Origin of the sequence: Sphingopyxis sp. (assembly GCF_019459305.1) — a bacterium.
Classification (GTDB): Bacteria; Pseudomonadota; Alphaproteobacteria; order Sphingomonadales; family Sphingomonadaceae; genus Sphingopyxis.
In genome coordinates this window covers 21,193-39,566 of sequence record NZ_JAIBES010000022.1, presented here as the reverse complement: position 1 = coordinate 39,566, position 18,374 = coordinate 21,193, and the positions used below count along the sequence as shown (strand labels likewise).

The 18,374-nt window shown below is 65.2% G+C and carries 18 protein-coding genes; 8 read left to right on the top strand and 10 right to left on the bottom strand.

All coding sequences use genetic code 11. From position 1 onward, the window contains the following. Positions 1 to 2: 2 nt before the first annotated feature. The 5 genes from K0M74_RS02400 to K0M74_RS02380 all read right to left on the bottom strand — a co-directional run bounded on the left by K0M74_RS02400 (position 3) and on the right by K0M74_RS02380 (position 5,829). Complete coding sequence (locus K0M74_RS02400) at positions 3 to 401, bottom strand: hypothetical protein (protein WP_293967496.1); 399 nt, start codon at positions 399 to 401, stop codon at positions 3 to 5. 166 nt (positions 402 to 567) lie between these two features. Continuing rightward, the gene (gene gatB, locus K0M74_RS02395) at positions 568 to 2,034 is read right to left on the bottom strand and encodes an Asp-tRNA(Asn)/Glu-tRNA(Gln) amidotransferase subunit GatB (RefSeq protein ID WP_293967494.1); all 1,467 of its coding nucleotides are present in this window, start codon (positions 2,032 to 2,034) and stop codon (positions 568 to 570) included. 1 nt (position 2,035) lies between these two features. Then, positions 2,036 to 3,535 carry an Asp-tRNA(Asn)/Glu-tRNA(Gln) amidotransferase subunit GatA gene (gatA, locus tag K0M74_RS02390; protein ID WP_293967493.1) on the bottom strand — a complete coding sequence of 500 codons (1,500 nt, stop codon included), beginning with the start codon at positions 3,533 to 3,535 and terminating at the stop codon, positions 2,036 to 2,038. Beyond that, positions 3,535 to 3,837 carry an Asp-tRNA(Asn)/Glu-tRNA(Gln) amidotransferase subunit GatC gene (gatC, locus tag K0M74_RS02385; RefSeq protein ID WP_088443554.1) on the bottom strand — a complete coding sequence of 101 codons (303 nt, stop codon included), beginning with the start codon at positions 3,835 to 3,837 and terminating at the stop codon, positions 3,535 to 3,537. The genes gatA and gatC overlap by 1 nt, the downstream gene beginning before the upstream one ends. A gap of 228 nt (positions 3,838 to 4,065) precedes the next feature. Continuing rightward, positions 4,066 to 5,829, bottom strand: coding sequence for a DUF4153 domain-containing protein (locus K0M74_RS02380; protein WP_293967492.1), 1,764 nt, complete (start codon positions 5,827 to 5,829; stop codon positions 4,066 to 4,068). 86 nt (positions 5,830 to 5,915) lie between these two features. Here K0M74_RS02380 and K0M74_RS02375 point away from each other — a divergent pair, with 86 nt between their 5' ends. The 5 genes from K0M74_RS02375 (at position 5,916) to K0M74_RS02355 (ending at position 10,329) form a co-directional block, all read left to right on the top strand. Then, complete coding sequence (locus tag K0M74_RS02375) at positions 5,916 to 7,175, top strand: DUF3089 domain-containing protein (RefSeq protein WP_293967490.1); 1,260 nt, start codon at positions 5,916 to 5,918, stop codon at positions 7,173 to 7,175. Between the two features lie 143 nt (positions 7,176 to 7,318). Then, positions 7,319 to 7,777, top strand: coding sequence for a Holliday junction resolvase RuvX (gene ruvX / locus K0M74_RS02370; RefSeq protein WP_293967488.1), 459 nt, complete (start codon positions 7,319 to 7,321; stop codon positions 7,775 to 7,777). Positions 7,778 to 7,779: 2 nt separating this feature from the next. After that, complete coding sequence (locus tag K0M74_RS02365; RefSeq protein WP_293967486.1) at positions 7,780 to 8,106, top strand: DUF1294 domain-containing protein; 327 nt, start codon at positions 7,780 to 7,782, stop codon at positions 8,104 to 8,106. 13 nt (positions 8,107 to 8,119) lie between these two features. Further along, positions 8,120 to 9,115, top strand: a complete 996-nt coding sequence (locus K0M74_RS02360; protein WP_293967484.1) for an aspartate carbamoyltransferase catalytic subunit — start codon at positions 8,120 to 8,122, stop codon at positions 9,113 to 9,115. After that, complete coding sequence (locus tag K0M74_RS02355) at positions 9,106 to 10,329, top strand: dihydroorotase family protein (RefSeq protein WP_293967482.1); 1,224 nt, start codon at positions 9,106 to 9,108, stop codon at positions 10,327 to 10,329. Before K0M74_RS02360 ends, K0M74_RS02355 begins: the two co-directional genes overlap by 10 nt. 101 nt (positions 10,330 to 10,430) lie before the next feature. Here K0M74_RS02355 and K0M74_RS02350 read toward each other — a convergent pair whose 3' ends face one another. The 3 genes from K0M74_RS02350 to K0M74_RS02340 are packed head-to-tail and all read right to left on the bottom strand — an operon-like array spanning position 10,431 to position 13,269. Continuing rightward, the gene (locus K0M74_RS02350) at positions 10,431 to 11,825 is read right to left on the bottom strand and encodes an SPOR domain-containing protein (RefSeq protein WP_293967480.1); all 1,395 of its coding nucleotides are present in this window, start codon (positions 11,823 to 11,825) and stop codon (positions 10,431 to 10,433) included. Positions 11,826 to 11,848: 23 nt separating this feature from the next. Then, entirely contained in the window at positions 11,849 to 12,529 is a 681-nt protein-coding gene (locus tag K0M74_RS02345) for a hypothetical protein (RefSeq protein WP_293967479.1), read from the bottom strand. 17 nt (positions 12,530 to 12,546) lie between these two features. Continuing rightward, positions 12,547 to 13,269: a ParA family protein gene (locus tag K0M74_RS02340; RefSeq protein ID WP_088443538.1), complete on the bottom strand. Its 723-nt coding sequence runs from the start codon at positions 13,267 to 13,269 to the stop codon at positions 12,547 to 12,549. Positions 13,270 to 13,509: 240 nt separating this feature from the next. Here K0M74_RS02340 and K0M74_RS02335 point away from each other — a divergent pair, with 240 nt between their 5' ends. Then, positions 13,510 to 14,679, top strand: coding sequence for an SPOR domain-containing protein (locus tag K0M74_RS02335; RefSeq protein ID WP_293967477.1), 1,170 nt, complete (start codon positions 13,510 to 13,512; stop codon positions 14,677 to 14,679). Between the two features lie 134 nt (positions 14,680 to 14,813). On the opposite strand, the gene bla is transcribed toward K0M74_RS02335, so the two are convergent. Then, the gene (gene bla, locus K0M74_RS02330) at positions 14,814 to 15,686 is read right to left on the bottom strand and encodes a subclass B3 metallo-beta-lactamase (RefSeq protein ID WP_293967475.1); all 873 of its coding nucleotides are present in this window, start codon (positions 15,684 to 15,686) and stop codon (positions 14,814 to 14,816) included. A gap of 199 nt (positions 15,687 to 15,885) precedes the next feature. Between bla and K0M74_RS02325 the strand changes: the two genes are divergently transcribed. Then, positions 15,886 to 16,809 carry a LysR family transcriptional regulator gene (locus K0M74_RS02325; RefSeq protein ID WP_293967473.1) on the top strand — a complete coding sequence of 308 codons (924 nt, stop codon included), beginning with the start codon at positions 15,886 to 15,888 and terminating at the stop codon, positions 16,807 to 16,809. Between the two features lie 54 nt (positions 16,810 to 16,863). Continuing rightward, positions 16,864 to 17,667 (top strand): enoyl-CoA hydratase-related protein, encoded by an 804-nt coding sequence (locus tag K0M74_RS02320; RefSeq protein WP_293967472.1) that lies wholly within the window; start codon positions 16,864 to 16,866, stop codon positions 17,665 to 17,667. Between the two features lie 43 nt (positions 17,668 to 17,710). Here the strand turns inward: K0M74_RS02320 and K0M74_RS02315 are convergent, their stop codons facing one another. After that, the gene (locus K0M74_RS02315) at positions 17,711 to 18,313 is read right to left on the bottom strand and encodes an HD domain-containing protein (RefSeq protein ID WP_293967470.1); all 603 of its coding nucleotides are present in this window, start codon (positions 18,311 to 18,313) and stop codon (positions 17,711 to 17,713) included. Positions 18,314 to 18,374: the final 61 nt, after the last annotated feature.

The following is an 18,374-nucleotide window of genomic DNA, read 5'->3' as shown; positions in this document are numbered from 1 at the left end:
CGCTACCCGGTACAGAATGCCACGAAGCGTGCGATCGCCTGTTTGCCGGTCACCGTTGCCGCCATGTCGATCGCGCGGCCTTTAGCGGTCATCCGCAGCCAGCCGTTCGCCGCAAAGGCGTGGATCAGCGGCAATCCGCCCGCAATTCTCTGCGACTGGAAAAACGGCATTCCGTCGATTTCGGTCGTGCCGGTGACGCGCAGCTTTGCATCACCCGACGCCAGTTCGACCGCGGTCAAATCCGGGAAGGCGCCCGAAATCCCCGCAAAGATGCGATTGCCGCCCTGCTCGCAGCGAAAATTCAGCGGCTGGTCGTCAGTGCCATCGACTTCATAGGCGAGGATCGCGTCCGACACCCGGTCTTCGTTGATCCGCATCGTCCAGTCATAGCCGTCGTTCACCGCGGGCGCGGCGCTCGCAGTGCCGCCCCGCCAGCATCAGCGCACCGCCAACCGCAACCATCATCCGCTTCATCATCATTCATTCTTCGCATCATACCGGCATGGGTTTAGCCACCAATGACACCGAAGCCACTGAATTGACTGGGAACTCGATCACAAAGGAGGATCAGCCGAGCGCCTTCTTCAGCAGCTCGTTGACCACCTGCGGGTTCGCCTTGCCCTGCATCGCCTTCATCGTCTGGCCGACGAAGAAGCCGAACAGCGCTTCCTTGCCGCCTTTATACTGCTCGACCTTGTCGGCGTTGGCGGTCAGGATCTTGGCAATCTCCGCCTCGATCGCGCCGGTGTCGCTCGTCTGCTTCAGCCCGTCGCGCTCGACGATTTCGGCAGCGCCGTCGCCGCTTTCGAGCATCTTTTCGAACACCTGCTTCGCAATCGTGCCCGAAATCGTGCCGTCGGCAACCAGCCCAAGCAATTCGGCGGCCTGCTGCGGCGATACCGGCGAATCGGTCAGGTCGCGGCCCATGCGATTGAGCGCGCCGAACAACTCGCTCGTCACCCAGTTCGCCGCCGCAACCGGCTTGGCGCCCGCATCGAGCAACGTGTCGAACCAGCGCGCTGCCTCAACCTCGGCGGTCAGAACATCGGCGTTATACGGCGAAATCCCCAGCGCCAGATAACGGTCACGCTTGGCATCGGGCAGTTCGGGCAGGCTTTCGCGACATTCGACCAGAAATTCGTCATCCAGTTCGAGCGGCAGCAGGTCGGGATCGGGGAAGTAGCGATAATCATGCGCATCTTCCTTCGACCGCATCGAGCGCGTCTCATTGCGGTCGGGATCGTAGAGCCGCGTTTCCTGCACCACGGTGCCGCCGCTTTCGATCAGTTCGACCTGACGCTTTGCCTCGCCTTCGATCACCGCCATGACGAAGCGCACCGAATTGACATTCTTCGTCTCGGTGCGCGTCCCGAATTCGTCGCCGGGCCTCCGCACGCTGACATTAACGTCGGCGCGCATCGACCCTTCTTCCATATTGCCGTCGCACGAGCCGACATAGCGCAGGATCGCGCGCAATTTGCGGACATAGGCCCCGGCCTCAGCCGGCGAGCGCATGTCGGGCTTCGACACGATCTCCATCAATGCGACGCCGCTGCGGTTCAAATCGACGTAAGACATCGTCGGATGCTGGTCGTGCATCAGCTTCCCGGCGTCCTGCTCGACATGGATCCGCTCGACCCCGATCACCTTCGCTTCGGGAATGCCCGCCTTCTCGTCCGCCTCGACGGTGATCGAGCCTTCGCCGACAAGCGGATGATAAAGCTGCGAAATCTGATAACCCTGCGGCAGGTCGGCATAGAAATAATTCTTGCGGTCGAACCGCGACCAGCGATTGATCTGCGCCTCGATCGCCATGCCCGTGCGCACCGCCTGGCGGATGCACTCGCGGTTCGGAACCGGCAGCATCCCCGGCATGGCCGCGTCCACGAGGCTCACCTGCGTATTTGGCTCCGCCCCGAACGCCGTCGCGGCGCCCGAAAACAGCTTAGCGTTAGTGGTGATCTGGGCGTGGACCTCAAGGCCGATCACGACCTCCCACTCACCGGTTTCGCCCTTGATGCGATAATCGCTCATCTTACCACCACTTCTCTGCGCGCGCCGTGAAGCCCGACCGCTCTTCAAGTGCCAACCCGGCGTTCAGCACGCTCTGCTCGTCAAATGCCTTGCCGATGATCTGCAAGCCCAGCGGCAGCCCTTCGCGGTTGAGCGCCGCGGGGACCGACATTGCGGGCAGCCCGGCAAGGCTCGCGGGAACTGCGAACACGTCGTTAAGATACATCGCCAGCGGATCGGCCATCTTCTCGCCCAGCCCGAACGCCGCCGACGGCGCGGTCGGCGCAAGGATCACATCGCACGAACCAAAAGCCTGTTCGAAATCGCGCGCGATCAGCGTCCGTACTTTCTGCGCCTGCGTGTAATAGGCATCGTAAAAGCCCGCCGACAGCACATAGGTGCCGATCATGATACGGCGCTTGACCTCAGGCCCAAATCCTTCGGCGCGCGTCGCGGCATACATGTCCTGCAACCCCGCGCCCCCCCCAGAGGAGTCCTTGGCGGGCAGGTCGCGCAAACCATAACGCACGCCGTCATAGCGCGCGAGGTTCGACGACGCCTCCGCGGGCGCGATGATGTAATAGGCCGGCAGCGCATATTTGGTGTGCGGCAGGCTGATTTCGACAACCGCGGCGCCCGCATCCTTCAGCATCGCGATCCCCGCTTCCCACATCGCGTCGATGTCGGGGTCGATGCCCTCCAGCCGATATTCCTTGGGAATCCCAACCGTCTTGCCCTTGAGATCGCTCGATAAAGCCGCTTCCCAATTGGGCACCGGCAGATTCAGGCTTGTCGCATCCTTCGCATCGAAGCCCGCCATATTTTCGAGCATGATCGCACAGTCGCGCACATCGCGCGCCATCGGTCCCGCCTGATCGAGCGAGCTCGCGAACGCCACGATGCCCCAGCGCGAGCAGCGGCCATAGGTGGGCTTGATCCCCGAAATGCCCGTGAACGCCGCGGGCTGGCGGATCGAGCCGCCGGTATCGGTGCCGGTTGCCGCGGGGCAGAGCCGCGCCGCGATCGCGGTCGACGACCCACCCGACGAACCACCCGGCGCGAGCGCGGCATTGCCGCCATCCTTGCGCCGCCACGGCGAGATCACATTGCCGAAATAGCTCGTCTCGTTCGACGACCCCATTGCGAACTGGTCGAGGTTCAGCTTGCCCAGCATCCCCGCGCCCGCGTCCCACAATTTCTGGCTGACGGTCGATTCATAGCGCGGGATGAAACCCTCCAGCATATGGCTCGCAGCCGTCGTCTGGACGCCATTGGTGCAGAACAGATCCTTCATCCCGATCGGTACGCCCGACAGCGGCTTGAGCGTCCCCGCCGCGCGGTCGGCATCAGCCTGCTTCGCGGCTTCAAGAGCATGCTCGGGTGTCTCGACGATAAACGCATTGAGCGCCTTCGCCCCTGCGACATTGGCACTGAACGCCTCCGCCACTTCGACCGCGGAAAAATCGCCCGCGCGGTGCCCGTCGCGGATCTGCGCGACGGTCAGGTTGGTCAGCTCGGTCATTATTCGATCACCTTCGGCACGCCGAAAAAGCCGTGCATCGCCGCCGGCGCGTTCGCCAGCACATCGTCGCGGCGGTTGCCGCCGGTCAGCGGGTCGGCGTCGATCACATCGTCGCGCAGCCGCAGCGTGTTCGGAATCACCGCGGTCATCGGCTCGACCCCGGTCACATCGACCTCGCCGAGTTGTTCGACCCAGCCCAAAATACCGTTGAGTTCGCCTTCCATCGCGGCGGCTTCGGCATCGCTGATCGCGATGCGCGCCAGCGACGCTATTTTCCTGACCGTTGCCTGATCGATTGTCATTGGGGTCCTGCCTTTGCGGGGAAGCCGCGCCGCTAGCATTACCGCGGGATCGCTTCAACCTTCTCTATCCTCCCTGTGACGAAGTCATGGGGTCCGCAGACGGCGTTGCAGCGCCAGCGGGACCGCCGCCGTAGGCGCTGGTGGAGGGGCGGCGGCGTCACGCCAGCGCCCCTCCATAAATCCTTCGGACTGCCACCTCCCCCGCGCAACGCGACGCGGAGGATCAAATCATTCGAACGCCCCCGACTCCGGCACGCCATCCACCAAAATCCGCCGCTGCTCGATCGTCTCGACCGTCACCGTCGCTTTCGACAGATCGACCTTGGGCCGCGTCGGGCGTGCGTCGCGGCTGAATTCTCCCTGCACCCAGCGCCCATCCTTGTTCAGCGTCACAAAATCAAAGTTCACCGGCTCGCCCGGCTCATTCTGCCCCAGCACCCCGATCCGGTCATCCGCCAGCCACACCGCGACGCATGCCTTGGCGCGGCTGCACATATAGGCTCCGGCGATGCGCTCCATCGCCTCGGCGGGCAGCGCACGCTCGGCAGGGATAACGCGGAGCCGCTCGGCAAGCGGCTTGAGCAACACCGGCCCCTTCGGCCCGGTCAGATCCCAGCGATTCTTCGCCGCCAGCGCTGCTTTGGCCGCGTCGGCGCGCTCCTTCTGCGGTGACCTCGTCAGCTCCTTGAGCGCCGCGCGCCCGCTCGGCCCGAAATCATAGGCCATCGCCGCCCAGTCGAGTTGTTCGACCTTCGTCGTCCCCGACGTCAGCCGTGCCATCTGGTCGCGCGTCGAAATCGCCCCGAAATCGAGGATCGGCAACGCCAGGAACAGCGCCAGCAACGCCACGCCGATCGCCAGCTTCTGCTGCAACGGGCGCAGCACATCGTCGAATTCGCGCCGCCCCTTCCCCACCGCCCAAAGGCCGATCGCGCCATAGGCCAAGGCTATCAGCGTCGCGATCAACCCCCAGATGCGCTCGGGTGTCCAGCCATATTGGCCGATCCGCAGCTGCATCGAATAAAAGGCGACCCCCGCCAGCGGCAGCACCGCCACCGCCAGCACCGGCGCCGCCCAGCGCAGCAGCGGATTCGTCGCGGGGTCGTCGGTGCCATTGCCGATCACCGCATTGGCGAGCAGCACCGCGAATGCCGCCGCCGCCAGCATCAGCGCCGCCGTCGAAAAGCCCGACGCCCACAGCTTCGCCAGCCCCGTCCCCGCCAGCGACAACAGGAAAATCACCAGCGCCGCCGCCAGCACCGGCGCCAGCACCGCCAGCACAACCATCACCAGCCGCTGCAGCGTCGAAACCAACTTGTCGCGCTCGCGCAGCAACCCGACCGCGCCGCCGAACGCCGCCCCCGCGAGCATCCAGCCGAACCATTCGTCGTTCAGCAGGTCGCGGATCAGGTCGATCCCGATCAGGTGGAACATTTCCGAAATCAGGAAGGTCAGCAGGAACGCGATGCCGACGAACGCCAGGCTCGCCGCGCCGATCACCGCATCGGTCCACGCATGGCTGTGCAGCCGATCATAGGGCATCGCCCACAACTTCCAGAAACGCCAGTCGGGCGCGACATCGCGCCGCGTCTGGAACAAGGGCGTCGCGACGAGCACCGCGAGCATCCCCGACCAGAACGACCATTCGATCGGGCTGCCCTGCAGATTATACGCCGCCGTCTGCCACGCGATCAGCCCCAGCACGATGCCCCAGAGCAGCGCGAAACCCAGCGCCCAGTGCCAGCGGCGCAACTCGACGCCGAGAACGAACACCACCGCTGCCACCGCCACCGCGGTCGCCAGCGCGCTGCGCCATTGCGCCAGCGCGTCTTGGTAGGGATGATCGACCAGCGCGTGGAACGCGAGCCCCGCCGCGGCGCAAATCGCCGCCATGATCCACGGTCGCAGCGGCCATGGCGGGTCGTTATCGTCAAGGCGTGCGGAAACTCGGGGCGAATCGGCGGCTGTGCCGGTTGCGGGCGCGTCTGTCATACCCCACATCTGGGCTTGTTTCGCTGGCCAGCGCAAGCCAAACAGCGCACCAGCCCGTCTCCCTTCTCTCCCCCATGGAGCCCCCATTGGCCCGCAAATTTCTATACGTCATTGCCGCGATCATCTTGCTGATCCTCGCCGCCGGGGTTGTGTACCAGCTCTTTCCCGGCTGGGTCGCGCGCACCGCCTTTGTGCCGAGCGCCGAGTTCAAGCAGCAGGTCGCGGTTGCGCCCAACGCCTATGACGATCCCAAAATGTGGTTCGCGCGTCCCGGCATTGATGGTGACCCGTCGGCCTGGCGCCCCGCCTCCGAAGGATCGACGCCCGACAGCGCCGAAGCGCAGTCGCGCGACCAGCTGATTCCGTCCGCGGGTGCCACCGAAACCACCGCGCCGCCGGCACCAAAGGGCGACGCCGCGGTCTTTTTCGTTCACCCCACCAGCTATTACAGCCGCTCCAGCTGGAACGCGCCGCTCGCCGACCGCGATTCGGATCACCGCGCTAATCTGTTCGTGCAGGGCATGGCGAGCGCCTTTGCCGACGCGGGTGACATCTGGGCGCCGCGCTACCGTCAGGCGACGCTCGGCGCCTTCCTCGCCGAAGACCGCGTGACCGCGGGCAAAGCGATCGACGCCGCTTACCGCGATGTCGAGGAAGCCTTCGACGCCTTTGTCGCCGCCCAGCCCAAAAACAAACCGATCATCCTCGCCGGCCACAGCCAGGGCGCGCTTCATCTCACCACCCTGCTGAAAAACAAGATCGCAGGAACCCCGCTCGCGAAGCGGATCGTCGCCGCCTATGTCATCGGCTGGCCGATCAGCCTCGACACCGACATGGCGGCGCTCGGCCTGCCCGCGTGCCAGACCGCTGATCAAAAGGGCTGCATCCTCGGCTGGGCGACCTTTGCCGACCCCGCCGACCCCGCAATGGTGACGAGCGCCTATGATGGCACGATCGGCTTCGACGGCCGACCGCGCGCCGACACGCGGATGCTGTGTACCAACCCGCTCACCGGCACCCCCGATGCCGCAGCGGCGCCCGAGGCCAATCTCGGCACGCTCAAACCCACCGAGGGCTTCAAGAGCGGGTCGCTGATCGCGGGCAAGATCGGCGCCAAATGCGACGACACGCGCGGCCTGCTGATGATCGGCGATGCCGACGTCGCCAAGAATTACGTCGTCGCGGGTTATGTGCTGCCGGGCAACAATTATCATGTGTATGACATCACCCTGTTCTGGGCGAACGTCCGCGCCGATGCTTTGCGGCGATTGGCGACCTTCGGGGGCAATCCGTCGCCGGTACCGCCCGCGGCGGTGCCACTGCCGATTGCGCCCCCGCACCGGTAGCAAAATCCTGAGCTCGTCATTGCGAGGAGCGTAGCGACGCGGCAATCCGGAGCCTGCGCAAACCGCTCTGGATTGGTTGGCATGCGGCCGCCTTCGGCCCGATCCGCTCGCAATGACCAGGTTTTGGAATTAGAGGCAGTCCGATGATCACCACCGCCACCCCCGACTTCGCCGCCCATTTCCCGACCGGCGGCCGCCTCGCGGGTCTCGACGTCGGCACCAAGACCATCGGCGTCGCGACCTGCGATATGAACTGGAGCTTCGCGACCCCCGACAAGACGATCATCCGCAAGAAATTCGCCGCCGACCTCGCATCGCTCAAAGCGGTCCTCACCGCCCACGCGATCGTCGGTCTCGTTGTCGGCCTCCCCCTCAACATGGACGGCACCGACAGCCCGCGCACCCAAAGCACCCGCGCCTTCGCCCGCAACCTCCTGCCGCTTGACCTCCCCATCCTGCTCTGGGACGAACGCTGGTCGACCGCCGCGGTCGAGCGCGCGATGATCGCCGCCGACGTCAGCCGCGCCAAACGCGCCGAACGGATCGATAGCGCCGCCGCGGCCTTCATCCTGCAAGGCGCGATTGATGCGATGACGCGCTAATCATGGACCGTGTCACCGAATATATCCTCTACTGGCTGATCGCCGCCAATGTCATCGCCTTCGCCCTGATGATAAACGACAAACATCGCGCCGCAGCGGGCGCGCGGCGGATCAGCGAGGCAGCCCTGCTGCAATGGGCTTTTCTCGGCGGCGCAATCGGCACCTTTGCGGCTTCACGGCTCGTTCGGCACAAGACGCGCAAACAGCCTTTCGCGACGCAGATGATGACGCTGCTTGTCCTCGAACTGATCCTGCTCGCGCTTTGGGTGCTCGGATTGCTGGGACCGCTGATCGCCGCGGCGCTTGCGTATTTGCCTCGTCCTGCCTAAACGCTCCCCTTTAATGACAACATCAACAACCCGACCCGCCAGCGACTATCCGCCCGGCGGCGATGCCTTTCGCCATCGCCACCTGATCGGCATCGCCCAGTTGACCCCGTGGGAGATCAGCTATGTTCTCGACGCCGCCGAGGAGTGGGTCGACCTCAACCGCAGCGGCGCCGCCAAGCATGACGACCGGCTCGCCGGGCTCACCATCATCAACGCCTTTTTCGAAAATTCGACGCGCACCTTGCTATCTTTCGAAATCGCCGGAAAACGCCTCGGCGCCGACGTCGTCAACATGCACGCGGCGCAATCGAGCGTGAAGAAGGGCGAGACGCTGATCGACACCGCGATGACGCTCAACGCGATGCGCGCCGACGCGATGGTAATCCGCCACGGCAGCTCGGGCGCGGTGCAACTCATCGCCGACAAAGTCGACTGCCCCGTGCTCAACGCGGGTGACGGCCGTCACGAACATCCGACGCAAGCTTTGCTCGACGCGCTCACCATCCGCCGCCGCCTCGGCCGTGTCGAAGGCCTCACTATCGCCATCTGCGGCGACGTCCTCCACAGCCGCGTCGCGCGCTCGAACATCCTCGCGCTCACCTTGCTCGGGAACGAAGTGCGCATCGTCGCGCCGCCGACGCTCACGCCGCCAGCGATCGACCGCATGCATGTGACGACCTTCACCGACATGGACGAAGGTCTGAAGGACGCCGACGTCGTGATGATGCTTCGCCTCCAGAACGAGCGCATGGACGGCGCTTATCTGCCCAGCGCGCGCGAATATCACGCGCTCTACGGCCTGACCCCCAAACGCCTCGAAAAAGCCAAGCCCGACGCGATCATCATGCACCCCGGCCCGATGAACCGCGGGGTCGAAATCGACAGCAGCGTCGCTGACCACCCCACCCGCTCGACAATCACCGAGCAGGTCGAAATGGGGGTCGCGGTCCGCATGGCGTGCCTCGACATATTGACGCGCCGCCAGCGAGGGGTCGCGGGATGGAACTGAAACCGCTCCTAATCACAAACGCGCAGCTGATCGACGGCGACACGCCGCGCCCGGGCAGCCTGCTCGTGGTCGATGGCCGCATCGCCGCGATCGATCCGGTCGACATTCCCGCGGGCGCCGAGACCGTCGACGCGAAAGGCCAATGGCTCGCCCCCGGCATCATCGACCTTGGCGTGTTTGCGACCGACAAACCCGCCTTTCATTTCGGCGGCATCACTCGCGCCGCGCTGATGCCCGACGCCGGGCCGCTCGACGACCCCGGCCTTGTCGAGCGCGCCGCCAAGGGCGGCAAACCCGACCTGTGGGTTCATCCGCTCGCCGCTGCGACCAAAGGCCTCGCGGGCAAGGAGCTCGCCGAAATCGGCCTGATGAAAAGCGCGGGCGCCCGCGCCATCGCTACCGGCCGCAGCCGCATCGCCGACAGCGGCGTGATGCGCCGCATCCTCGCTTATGCCGCGTCGCTCGGCCTCGTCACGATCATCCACGCCGAGGATGAAGGTCTTACCGCCGGCGCGGTCGCGACCGATGGTGAAATGGCGACCCGCCTCGGCCTCGCCTCGGCCCCCGCCATCGCCGAAGCGATCGCGATCGCGCGCGATCTCGCCCTCGTCGAAGAAACCGGCGCCCCGGTTCATTTCCGGCAGGTCACCACCGCCCGCGGCCTCGATCTGATCCGCGCCGCGAAGGCGAAGGGGCTGCCCGTCCTCTGCGGCATCACCCCCGCGCATCTGTTCCTCTCCGACACCGCGATCGGCGATTTTCGCACCTTCGCGCGCCTGTCCCCGCCGCTGCGCAGCGAGGATGATCGTCAGGCGTGCCTCGCCGCCGTTGCCGACGGGACGATCGACGTCCTGTCATCGGGCCACGACCCGCGCGGCCCCGAGGACAAGCGCTTGCCCTTTGCCGAGGCGTTGCCGGGCATGGCGGGCGCCGAAACGCTGCTGGCGCTCGGGCTCAATCTCGTGCGCGACGGCCATATCGCGCCTGGCCGCCTCTTCGACCTGCTCGCCGCCACCCCCGCCTGCCTGCTCGGCCTTAATGCCGGGCGCCTGACCCTAGGCAAGGACGCCGACCTCATCCTGGTCGATGAGGGAACCCCGTGGCAGGTCGATGCCAAGAGAATGGCCGCCTATGCCGGCAACACTCCGTTCGATGGCATGCCCGTGCAGGGCCGAGCGACTGAGATGTGGAAGGGTGGATTGCGTATACGCTGAGCTGTTCAAATGCGTCATTTGCGAACGAACATGAAAAAAGGGGCGGGACCATGTGGCCCTGCCCCCTTTTTCGGTTCGGCCCGCCGAGCGGACGCTTTGCGTTAGCGCGACGCCATCCGGATCTGGCTGGCTTTCGACGCCCACTGGATGCTCTCGCTACCGCCCATCGCGCGGATGAAGCAGGTCTGGCCATGCGCCTTCAGCTCGTTGCACAGGCTCGTCGCATCGGCGCGCGTTGCCAGGCCGTTGACGGTCAGGCGATAGAAGATGCGGCCCTTGACCGTCGCCGCATGGCTCGATGCCGGGAAATTCGCCAGCATGGCGCTGCGCTTTTTCAGCCCGCCCCATTTTTCCTTGGCGATGCCCAGGCTGTCATAGGCGCCCAGCTGCACCGCCCAGCCGCTTGGCTTTTTAGCGTTGAAAGCGATTGCCTTCGGAATCAGCACGGTCGCCAGTTCCAGTGCCTGTTGCTGCGCCGGACGGATACGCCCCTCGCCCGCGAGGCGCGGTGCGGCGCGATAGGGAGCGGCGTCGGCCATAATGACTTCGCTCGCGGCGTTCGGCTGCGGCAATTCGGTGACCGGCACGACGCCATCGGCGGTGCGTTCAGGCATCGGCAGTTCGACGCTGCGGATCGCGCTGCTGGCGTCGGCCAGCACCGGCGGCGGCGGCGCATAGGCGGCAACCGGCGCCGGATCGGCGCTTGCGAGTTCAACCGGCGCCAATTCGGCGGCCGCCATCTGCGTCTCGCCATAATTGCTCAGCGCCAGACGAACCGGCATCCCGGCATCCTGCTGCGCCTTGGTGCCGATCAGGCTCGCGACGCGAAGCTGCGCGTTCGGCGTTTCGGCCAGTTTTGACCATTCCACCATCCGCGCTTCCAGCTTGGCGGGCGACAGGTCCTGCGACGCCAGGATTTGCGCCTGCGCCCAGCGCCCCGACAGGGCAAAGGCGAGCGCCAGATTCTGCCGCGTCCGCGCGCTTGCGTCGGGCGCGCGCGCCGCGTCGGTCAGCACGTAGATCGCGCCTTCGCTATCCCCGGCCAGCGCCAGAGCCAGCCCGATGTCCGATGCCGGAACCGTGTCGCGGTGCGCCTGCAGCAGCGAAATCGCCTCGGCGCCCTTGCCCTGCGCAATCTGTGCCAGCGTCAGCGCGATAATGGTATTGCTGTCGGTCGCGCCCAATTCCATCGCTTCGGTCAACGCCGAAGTGGCGGACGTAAAACGACCGTCGTTGAGATAGGCCTGCCCCAGCAGCGCCCGATAGCTCGCGTCGCGCGGGCTTGCGGCAACCGCAGCTTCGGCCAAGCCGACGGCCTTGCTGACTTTCCCGGCTTCGAGCGCAGCGCGCGCTTGATCGGCCGACTTGGCGGCGACTTGGGGCTTGCCTGCGGCGCGCGACGGCGCATCGGCCATCGCGCCCATCCCGCTGCATCCGGTGGCGACGCTCAGGATAAAGCCCGAAACGGCGAGGTTCATCAGCATTTTGCGGTTCATCTTATGGTCCCCTTTGGACTGGTTCAGCGCGGCATCGTCTGGCGCGTCGGACGGGCCGCCGGCAGGCGGCTCGCCATCGCGTCGATTTCGGGCAGCGTCGTCAGATATTCATCGAGCAAATCGATCAGGATCACCTGCGAGGACCGGTTTGTCACCGCGCTCGCCAGCCGCAGCCGCAGATGGCGTTCGGCATCGAGGCGGAGCGTGAACGCCGCTTTTTCACGCGCCCGCAATGCGCGCGGCGCCTTTTCCTTCTTCGGCTTCGGCTCGGGCCGCGCTTCGACCTTGCGCGCCACGGCGGCGACGCGGTCGATCAGCGATTCCTGCTGGCGGACGATTTCGGGGACTTCATGCGCTTCGGCTTCAAAAGCATCGGCGCCATAATCTTTCGCGGCATGATCCTCGGCAACCGCATCGGTCAGCTCGTGACCAACGCTGTCTTCGAGTGCTTGTTCAGCCTCGACATTATGCGCCGGCACCGAACCGGTCAGCAAAGGTTTCAGGTCGAGCATCCGCGCCGGTTCGCCCGACTGATCGGGATCGACGTCATAGCCCATGTCATTCCAGCCAAGGTCGTCATAACCGACGGCGTTGGTGGGTGCAGGGCCGCTGCCCAGCGGCTGACGGCGCATGGCGGGCCGTGCGCCGCCCTTGCGGGCCAAGAGGCCGGCACTCAGCGATGCGAGAGGTTTGGGTTCGCCCATGGTTCCGATCCCTCCCGTCACTGGCCAGCGATGCGGCGGCCAAAGCCACCGCCCATCGGACGGACCGCGCCATAATTGCCCTGCGTCGGGATCGGCGCGGCAAAGATGGTGCGGCGGAAATTCTTTTCGAGCCGGTCGCTCATATACGTCCACAGCTGGCGGATCTCTTCGGCCGAACGGCCATTGGGATCGACTTCCATCACCGTGCGGCCATCGATCATCGACGCGGCATAATCGGTGCGGTGGTGCAAGGTAATCGGAGCGACAGTGCCGTGCTGCGACAATGCGACGGCGGCTTCGCTGGTAATCTTGGCCTTGGGCGTTGCGCCGTTGACGACGAACACCAGCGGCTTGCCAGCGCGTTCGCACAGATCGACGGTGGCACCGACGGCGCGCAGATCGTGCGGGCTGGGCCGGGTCGGGACGACGATCAGTTCGGCGACCGAAATGACGCTCTGGATCGCCATCGTAATTGCCGGAGGCGTATCAATGACCGCGAGCTTGAAACCCTGCTGGCGCAGGATTTCCAGGTCGGACGCGAGCCGCGCCACGGTGGTCTGGGCAAAAGCCGGAAGATCGGTCTCGCGCTCGTTCCACCAGTCGGCGAGCGAGCCCTGTGGATCGATGTCGATCAGGACAACCGGCCCGGCGCCCGCTAGCTGCGCCTGTACCGCCAGATGCCCCGACAAGGTCGTTTTTCCCGACCCGCCTTTTTGTGAAGCCAATGCCAAAACGCGCACAGCTGTCCCCCTGAAAAACCACGAATTGGCGGTGGAATGCCATGCGGGGCGCTAAAATTGAGTTAACGATGATGGAAAGAAGGTGAACGGCCCGCTCGCCATCATGGTAAACAAGGTCGCAAGCGACATTTGTCCCGAAATGGATCAGATATGGCGCAGGATGCAGGTTGCTAACGCGGTGTTAGCCATTCCACGCTAGGAAACACGCGGGGACTGCAGCGATGCAAGTCATTGGAGAATATGATGCGACCATTCCGCACTGCCGTTTCGCTGGCGCTGCCGCTGATTGCGGCAATGATGCTGACCGCGCCCGCCCATGCCGACGTCAAGGACGGCGTCGATGCCTGGCAGCGCGGCGACTATCAGGGCGCCGTCGCCCAGTGGCGCCCCGCCGCGCTCGCCGGCGATGCCGATGCGCAGTTCAACCTGGGGCAAGCCTACAAGCTTGGCCGCGGCGTTCCCACCGACCTCGCTCAAGCCGAAGCCTGGTATCGCCGCGCCGCCAAACAGGGCCATTTGCAGGCCGAGGATAATCTCGGCCTCGTGCTGTTCACCGCCAACCGCCGCGACGAAGCGATGCCGTTCATCCTTCGCTCGGCCGAACGCGGCGAACCGCGGGCGCAATATGTCCTTGGCACCGCGCACTTCAACGGTGACCTTGCGGCGCAGGACTGGCCGCGTGCCTATGCGCTCACCAAGCGCGCCAGCGACGCTGGGCTCGGCATCGCCTCGGCCCGGCTCGCGCAGCTCGACAGCCTGATCCCGCTCGAACAGCGCCAGCGCGGCCTTGCGATGCTGCCCGAAATCGAAAAGAACGAGGCGCGCGCGCGCCTAGCCGCGGTGAACTCCGCCGCGCCGCCGCCGACGGCAAAGCCGACGCCTGCATCGCCGATCAAGACCGCCAGCCTGCCCGCCTCGGTTCCCGGCGCAAGCTACACGCCGCCGCCGGTGGTCGCGACCCCGCCACCCTCGACACCTGCCGCCAAGGCCGCCACGATCGCCGCCGTCGAAGCCACTGCGGCGGCCGACGCCGCCAAGGGCAAGCCCGGCACGACCTACGCCCCGCCGCCCACCAGCGGCACGCTGCCGCCCGCTGCGGCCAAATCCAAACCGCCCATCAACAACGCGCCCATCGCTGTCCGCGAAACCCCGACCCCGTCGCGTTCTACTGGCGGTAAAAGCACCTGGCGCGCCCAGCTCGGCGCCTTCGGGATCGAGGCCAATGCGCGCAGTCTCTGGGTGACGCTCGGCAAAAAATATTCGGCCGTCGCCGCGCGCCAGCCGACCTACGTCAAGACCGGGAAGGTCACCCGCCTCCAGACCGGCGGCTTTGCCAACAAGGGCGAAGCCAACAACTTCTGCGCCGCGCTCAGCAAGGGCGGACAGGCCTGTCTGGTCGTCGATAAATAGACGCAGAGCCCCATGACGGCGTCATGGGGGGAGACCGAATGGTGGAGGGACAGCACCTTTGCGTCTCTGCTCCTCCCTCACTCCTGCGGACGCCACCTCACCATCGCTACGCGACAGGGAGGATCAACAACCGGCTACTTCGCGGCCCCCGCCTTCTCCGCCGCCAACCGCTTCGCCAAAGCCTGGCGCGACCGATCGGCATAGGCGCGGCACGCTCCCGGCTTCGAATTGTACCGCCCCTCGCCCGCATTGTCGGGATGCGCCGAAATCAGGACGTCGCAGGCCAGCGCGTCCATCGTCCGATAACTTTGCCCAAAGGCCGCAATGAACGGCGTCCCCGCAACGCTGGTGAACCGATAATCGTCGGCCGACACCGGATTCAGGCTCGATGCAAAGACAATTGTCTTGCACTGGTTGCCCTCGCACGCCGGCCAGCTCCAGCTCATGCTGCCCATCGTATGCCCCGGGGTCGCATGGGCGGTGATCCCCAGCTTGCCCAGCTTGAGCATCTCACCATCCGCCATCACCCGCGTGGCCGTGGTCACCGCGGGCCAGCTGCCGCCATAAGCGAGCTGCGGATCGTCGGCGGCGTGGCGTCCCGACTTCAACCCCTCAATCCCGCCCGCGCTCGCCACCACTGTCGCGCCGGTGTCGCGCGCCAGCGCCGCGAGCCCGCCAGCATGGTCGAAATGCGGTTCAGTGCTCAGAATAAATTTAATGTCTTTGGGGTCGAACCCCAGCTTCCGGACATTGGTCAGGATCGCGGGCGCCGCTTGCGGCAAGGCGCCGTCGACCAGCACCAATCCGTCCCCGGTGTCGATCAACGCCACACTCATCCCGCCAAACCCGACCAGATAGCTGTTGCCGTAGATCTTTTCAGGCGGCGCAGGTGCCAACCACTCGGCGGACCGCGACGTCGTGATCGGCTGCGTCAGCGGATCAACCGCCGGAACCGGCGCCCCGCTCGTCGCGGCAAGCCACGCCAACAGACTGATTGCTTCGAACATTACCGTCTCCCTTCGCCGCCAAATTGCCAAGTCGGCACGCCCGGTACAAAGCATCATTTCTCGACAAAACCATGAGAATTTCTCATATCTTTCGTAATCCCGGACTTGATCCGGGAACCATTGGCCATCGCCGCCGCGTGGACCCCGGATCAAGTGCGGGGTCACGAGCCCAGACAGGTCGACATAGTAAAGAGGCCCAATGGACCGCGCCCAGCTCCCGCTCAACGCCCTGCGCGCCTTCGACGCCGCCGCGCGCCATCTTAATTTCACCCGCGCCGCGATCGAATTATGCGTCAGCCAGGGCGCGGTCAGCCATCAGGTCGCGCAGCTCGAACGCCGCCTCGGCACCCGCTTGTTCCACCGCCTGCCGCGCGGCCTCGCGCTCACCGACGAGGGGCATGCGCTCGTCCCCGTCGTCGCCGACGCGTTCGACCGCGTCGCCGCCACGCTCGATCAATATAGCAGCGGCCGCTTCCGCGAGGTGCTCAAGGTCGGGGTCGTCGGCACCTTCGGCACCGGCTTTCTCCTCCCGCGCCTCGACGCCTTCGCCCGCGCGTATCCGGGGATCGACCTGCGCATCTCGACCAACAACAACCGCGTCGACCTGGCGGGCGAGGCGCTCGATTTCGCGATCCGCTTTGGCGATGGCGCCTGGCACGGCACCCATGCCGAGCCGCTGCTCGCCGCGCCGATGACCCCGCTCTGCACCCCCGCCATCGCCGCGCGGCTCAAGACCGCCGCTGACCTGATACCCGAACGCCTGCTGCGCTCGTACCGCGCCGACGAATGGACGCGGTGGTTTGCCGCCGCTGGCGTCCCCGCCCCGGTGCTGCGCGGCCCGATGTTCGACAGCTCGGCCCTAATGGCCGCAGCCGCTGCCGCGGGGCTCGGCATTGCCCTCGCACCGCCCGCGATGTTCACCCGCGAACTCGCATCCGAACTGCTGGTGCAGCCTTTCACAATCGAAATCGACGCCGGTCGCTATTGGCTCACCCGCCTGATGTCGCGCCCCGAAAGCGGAGCGATGTCGCATTTCAAGGGCTGGCTGAGCGACGTGCTGGCGCAAGAAACATCGTCCAAAAAACCGGTGCCGCCTTCCCCCTTGCACTCGCCCGCCAAATGAGTCACATCTTTACGTGAACGTAAAGGTAAAGTGCCTGCAAGAGGATTCTTCCCCATGACCGACATCCCCACCTTCGACACGATCAAGCTGGACATTGCCGACGATGTCGCGACGATCACGCTCAACCGCCCTGACCGGCTCAATTCGATGCCGCCCGCGATGGCCGACGACATCCGCAGCGCGCTCGATTACTTGCCCCTGCTCGGCGCGCGCGCATTGCTGATCACCGGCGAAGGACGCGGATTTTGCTCGGGGGCCGATCTGGGCGGCGATCGCACATCGTCGGCGGTTGGCGGCGGCGCGAACAGTCGTAAGGCGCTGCGCAACCACTACAACCCGATGCTGCTGGCGCTCGCGAACCTCGACATCCCGGTCGTCACCGCGGTCAACGGCCCCGCCGCCGGGGTCGGGTGCAGCTTTGCGCTGTCGGGTGATTTCACGATCGCAGGCAAAAGCGCCTATTTCCTTCAGGCTTTCGTCAATATCGGGCTCGTCCCCGATGGCGGCTCGTCGTGGCTGCTGCCGCGCCTTATCGGCCTGCCGCGGGCGACGCAGATGATGATGCTGGGCGAGAAGATTTCGGGCGAGCAGGCCGCCGATTGGGGCATGGTCTATAAATGCGTCGACGATGCCGAGCTGATGGGCGAAGCGCGCGCGCTGGCGGCGCGGCTTGCAAACGGACCGACGGTCTCGCTGGGGACAATGCGCAAGGTGCTGCGCGATGGCCTGTCGCAAAGCTATGCCGACACGCTCGATGCCGAAGCCAAGGGGCAGTTCATCGCTGGCAACAGCGCCGATGCGGTTGAGGGCATCATGGCGTTTGTCCAGAAGCGGAAAGTCGAGTTTAAGGGGAAGTAAGAAAGCTCGTCATCCCAGCGAAAGCTGGGATGACAGTTTTAGACTACTCCGCCGCTTCCGCGACCATTACCTTCTTGTAGATGCTCGTTTTCGGATACGAACAGATCCGCATCACCATCGGCTCGAAAAATTCCAGCGCTTCGCTGTCGTAATCGGCGTCGAACGCGGGCGCGTCATATTTTTCGCAAAATTCGGCGCACGCCGCATAATGCGGGCTGTCCTTGAACTGGTCGCGCATGTCACGATCGAGCCCGATATAGTGGAAGAAATAATGGCCCTGGAAAATACCATGGTGCTGGACGATCCACAGATTTTCCTCTGACAGGAACGGCTTCAAAATCGCCGCCGCGACGTCGGGGTGGTTGAACGCGCCCAGCGTGTCGCCGATGTCGTGAAGCAGCGCCATCACGACATATTCCTCGTCACGACCATCACGGTGCGCGCGCGTCGCGGTTTGCAGGCAATGCTCGAGCCGGTCGACCGGAAAGCCGCCATAATCGCCGCCGAGCAGCTTGAGATGATTGAGAATGCGCTTGCCATTCTGCGGCGCGAATTCTTTCTGTTCGCGCGCGATGATGTCCCAATCTTCCTGCGTCCCGTCGATCATCGACCGGAAGGTCGCATGGTCATGCGTCATCTCGTTCATGGCAGCCTCTCCTATTTGACCGCCAATCTACGACTTTCGTTTCAGTTTGCAACGCTACACA